Origin of the sequence: Actinoallomurus acaciae (assembly GCF_042429965.1) — a bacterium.
Taxonomy (GTDB): Bacteria; Actinomycetota; Actinomycetes; order Streptosporangiales; family Streptosporangiaceae; genus Actinoallomurus; species Actinoallomurus acaciae.
The window spans coordinates 22,653-27,712 of sequence record NZ_JBHLZP010000121.1; the positions used below are offsets into that span (position 1 = coordinate 22,653).

Genomic DNA, 5,060 nt, shown 5'->3' on the forward strand with positions numbered 1-5,060 from the left:
CGGCGCGGATGGCGAGTTCGACGAATCCGCTGCCGGGGAAGATGACGGTGCCGTCGACGACGTGGTCGGCCAGCCATGAAATCGCCGGGACGATGATCCGTCCCGACAGCACCGCCGCGTCGTCTTCGGCCAGATGCACCACCGCGCCGAGGAGTGGGTGGTCGGCCTGGTCGAGCCCGGCGCCGGACACGTCGGCGGCCTGTCGCTCCAGGTAACGACGCCGCTGGAACGGATAGGTCGGCAACTCCGCCTCCGTCCCCCGGTCACCGCCGAAGAACCTGCTCCACTCCACCCGGGCGCCCGCCGCCCACGCCCGGCCGACGGCCATCAGGAAGTCACCGGAGCCGCCTTCTCCGCGGAGCAGCGTACCCACGGCCCGGGCATCGCTGCCCGCGGACTCGAACGTCTCGGTCAGCGCGGCCGTCAGAACCGGGTGCGGGCTCACCTCGACGAAGATCGAATGGCCGTCGTCCAGCAGCGCGCGTACCGCCGTCTCGAACTCCACCGGCCGGCGCAGGTTGCGGTACCAGTACTCGGCGTCGAGCACGGAGGTGTCGACCGGCGCGCCGGTCACGGTGGAGCAGAAGGCGATGTCGGACGGGCGAGGTGTGACCGGCGCCAAGAGGTCGAGGATCTCATCGCGCAGGGACTCCACCTGGGACGAGTGGGAGGCGTAGCGCGGGGACAGGCGGCGCGCTCGCAGCCCGTCGGCGGTGCAGCCCTCGACCAGCTCGTCGATCGCCGCGGTCTCGCCGGAGACCACCACCGCGTTCGGCCCGTTCACGGCGGCCACGGACAGCCGGTCGTTGAGCCGGGGGGCGACGGCCTCGCGATCGGCCGCCACCGCGGCCATCCCGCCGCCGGTCATCTTCACCAGGGCCTGACTGCGAAGCGCGACGATCCTGGCCGCGTCCTCCAGCGACAGGGCGCCGGCCACGTACGCCGCCGCGATCTCACCCTGGGAATGCCCGACGACCGCGGCGACCCGTACGCCCGCCTGCCGCCAGAGTTCGGCCAGGGACACCATCATCGCGAACAGCAGCGGCTGAACGACGTCCGTGCGTTCGAGGGCGGTCGCCTCGTCGCGCACCATGTCCAGCAGCGACCAGCCGGTGAACGGACGCAGGGCGTCATCGCACTCTCGCATCCGGCGGTCGAACACGGGAGAGGAGACCAGGAGCTCCGTGCACATCCCCGCCCACTCCGAGCCCTGACCGGGGAAGACCAGGACGACCTCCCCCGTGCCGGTGCCGATGCCGGTCGCGGGCTGTTCCTCCGCGAGCTCCGCGAGCCCACGCTGCAACTCGTCGCGGTCGGTTCCGACGACGAGCGCGCGATGCGACAGGGCGGTACGGGTGGTGAGCGCGCTCGCGATCGTCCGGGCCGTCAGGTTCGGATGCCCGGCGGCGAACTCGCGCAACCGGACCGCCTGTGCGCGCAGCGCCGCCGGCCCGGCCCCGGAGATCACCCAGGGAATCGCCGAGCCGGTCGCGAAGACGGCGGGCCGGTCCTCGCGTACGTCGACGGGAGAGGGCGCCGCCTCCTCGAGGATGATGTGGGCGTTGGTACCGCTGATGCCGAACGACGAGACACCGGCCCGGCGCGGTCTGCCGTCCTGGCCGGGCCAGGGCCGGGGCTCCGTCAGCACCGAGACGGCTCCCGACGACCAGTCGACGTGCGGGGACAGCTCGTCCACGTGCAGCGTCCTGGGCAGCAGGTCGTGACGGAACGCGAGCACCGTCTTGATGAGGGCGGCCGCGCCGGCGGCGGCCTGGGCGTGGCCGATGTTCGACTTGACGGACCCGACCCACAGCGGCGTGTCCCTCTCCTGCCCGTAGGTGGCGATCAGCGCCTGCGCCTCGATCGGGTCGCCGAGCGCGGTGCCGGTGCCGTGCGCCTCCACGGCGTCGACCTCCTCGGGCCGCAGGCCCGCGTTGGCCAGCGCGGCCCGGATCACCCGCTCCTGCGAGGGGCCGCTCGGCGCGGTGAGTCCGCTGCTGGCCCCGTCCTGGTTGACCGCGCTGCCCCGCACCACCGCCAGCACCGGGTGCCCGTTGCGGCGGGCGTCCGACAGGCGCTCCACCACGAGGACGCCCACGCCCTCGGCGGTGCTGAGCCCGTCCGCGCTCGCCGAGAACGCCTTACACCTGCCGTCGGGAGCGATCGCACGCTGGCGGGAGAACTCCACGAAGATGGACGGGCTCGCGAAGACCGTGACACCGGCGGCCAGTGCCAGGTCGCATTCGCCGAGGAGGAGCCCCTGCCGGGCCAGGTGCATGGCCACGAGGGAGGAGGAGCACGCCGTGTCCACGCTGACCGCCGGGCCTTCGAGGCCCAGCAGGTAGGACACTCGTCCGGACAACACGCTGAACGCGTTGCCCGTCATGGCCAGGCCCTCGGCCTGGGGCGGCACGCGCTGCGCCTCGTTGATGTAGTCGGAGCCGAGCGCACCGACGTACACACCGGTCCGGCTGCCCCGCAACGACCAGGGATCGATGCTCGCCCGCTCCAGCGCCTCCCAGGACACCTCCAGCAGCAGCCGCTGCTGGGGGTCCATCGCCAGCGCCTCACGGGGGCTGATCCCGAAGAACTCCGCGTCGAAGTCGGCGACCCCGGTGACGAACCCGCCTTCGCGTACGTAGGTGGTTCCCGAGTGGTTCGGATCGGGGTCGTAGAGGCCTCGCAGGTCCCATCCGCGGTCGGTCGGAAAGCCCGACACCGCGTCCACCCCTCCGGACACCACCTGCCACAGCCCCTCGGGCGAGTCCGCCCCACCGGGGAACCGGCACGCCATCCCCACCACGGCGACCAGGTCGTCCGAGGCCGGAGCGGTGTGCGTCCCGGGCGGTGATGCCGGCCGGGGGCCGCCGATGAGTTCGCCGCGCACCCAGCTCGCGAGCTTGGCCGGCGACGGGTGATCGAAGATGATCGTCGACGGGAGCGGCAGGCCGGTCGCGGCGGTGAGGCGGTTGCGCAGTTCGACCGCGGTGAGAGAGTCGAAGCCCTGTTCCAGGAAGCCGCGCTCGATATCGATCAGCTCCGGAGACGGCTGCCCCAGGACGGCCGCGGCCTCCGTACGGACCAGGGCGAGCACGAGCCGGGTCTGCTCGGACCGCGAAGCGGCGGCCAGCCGGCGGGCCAGCGAGGACTCACCGGTGTCGCGGAGCCTGGCCGGCACACGCACCAGCGACCGCCAGCGGGCCGGGAGCGTCCCGGAGGCGGCGAGCGCACGGAGTTCGGCGAGGTCCATGCGCTCGGCCACGACGACCGGATCGCCGGCGGCGACGGCCGAGGCCAGCAACGGCAGCGCCTTGTCCGGCAGCGAGGTGGCCGGCGCCCCCAGGTCGTGACGATGCCGGGCGAGCGCGTCGCCGAAGGCGCCGCAGGAGACCATGACGAACGCGCTCAGGTCCATGTTCGCGGTCAGCTCGTGCAGGTCCTGCGCCGTCCGAGGGTCATAGCGTACGACGACGACCGATGGGCGGTGATCCTCCAGCATACGTGCGAGCTGGTCGCGGTCGGCCGTCCGTGCCGTCACGACGTCGAGTCCGGGCAGCTCGGCATCCCCGCCGACGACCAGCGCGGTACCGGCGAGGGGCACCTCGGGGTCTTTCGTCTCCGCCCGGCGCATGCGCGGGACGAAGGCCCGCCCGGCCCGGATGGCGACGCGCGGCTCGCCCGACGCGGCCACGGCCGGCACCAGCCGGAGCGAGTCCGGGTCCTCGTCGATGTCCACCAAGACGCGATCCTCGGGGTGCTCATCCCACGCCGACGCCATCGCCGGGTCCGGCAGCGGATCTCCGGGGGCGGCCAGGACCGCGCACCGGGTGACCGAGACGACGCCGCCCGCGCCATCACCGCCGGGAAGATCCCCCGAGCCGAGCGGCAGCCAGACCACGCGGAACAACCGGCCCGCCGAACCGCCCGGCGACGCGGCCGGCCGTACGCCGGCGTCGTAGGGCCGCAGCCGTATCGACCGCACCTCGGCGAGGGGCGCGCCCGTGTCATCGCTGATGGACACGGACAGGGCGTCGCGGCCTGAAGGCTCCATCCGCACGCGTACGGCGGTGGCGCCGGTCGCGTGCAGGCGAACCCCGGTCCAGGAGGAGGGAAGCAGGAGGTCCTCGCCGGTCGCTTCGGCGGCGTGCAGGCAGGCGTCGAGGAGGGCGGGGTGGATGCCGTAGCGGGCAGCGGCGGAGTGCTCGGTGGCGGGGAGCGCCACCTCGGCGAGGATGGCGGTGCCGTGCCGCCAGGCGGCGCGCAGTCCTTGGAACGCGGGCCCGTACCGGTGGCCGCGCTCGGCCAGCGATTCGTACGCGTCGGTGACGGGGAGCGGGACCGCCTCGGGCGGCGGCCATGCCGCCGCGTCGGCGTCGGGGGCGGACGGGTCGGCGTCGGTGAGGATCCCGGTGGCGTGCCGGGTCCACTGGTCGTCGGACCCGGCGTAGATCGCGACCGGCCGTCGCCTGGTCTCGTCGGCGCCGCCGATGCGGACCTGGAGCAGGATCGTGCCGTCGGCGGGGATGCTCAGTGGTGTTTCGAGGGTGAGTTCTTCAAGGTGTCCGTAGCCCATCTCGTCGCCGGCGCGGATGGCGAGTTCGACGAATCCGCTGCCGGGGAAGATGACGGTGCCGTCGACGACGTGGTCGGCCAGCCACGACACGGCGGACACGACGAGCCGTCCCGACAGTACGGCGCCGTCGTCTTCGGCGAGTCGCACCACCGCGCCGAGGAGTGGGTGGTCGGCTTGGCCGAGTCCGGCGCCGAACACGTCGGCGGGCTGTCGTTCCAGCCAGTACCGGCGTCGCTGGAAGGGGTAGGTCGGCAGTTGGGTTCCGGCTCCTCGGTCCTTCCCGTCGAAGTATCTGCTCCAGTCCATTTCGGCGCCGTTCGCCCATGCTTGGCCGGCGGCTTCTAGGACGGTTTCGGGTTCGGGGCGGTGGGTGTTGAGCGTGGGAAGGAAGACGGACTGGTGTTCCTGGGCGAGGCAGTTTTGGCCCATGGTGGCGAGTCCGCCGCTGGGTCCGGTTTCGAGGAAGATGGTTGTTCCGGCGGCGGCG

The 5,060-nt window shown here is 72.9% G+C and carries 1 protein-coding gene; it reads right to left on the reverse strand.

Features of this window, described 5'->3' with window-relative positions:
* Positions 1–4,879, reverse strand: a 4,879-nt coding sequence (locus ACFFNX_RS18105) for an acyltransferase domain-containing protein (RefSeq protein ID WP_378203031.1), incomplete at its 3' end; no start/stop codon positions are given.
* Positions 4,880–5,060 lie beyond the last annotated feature (181 nt).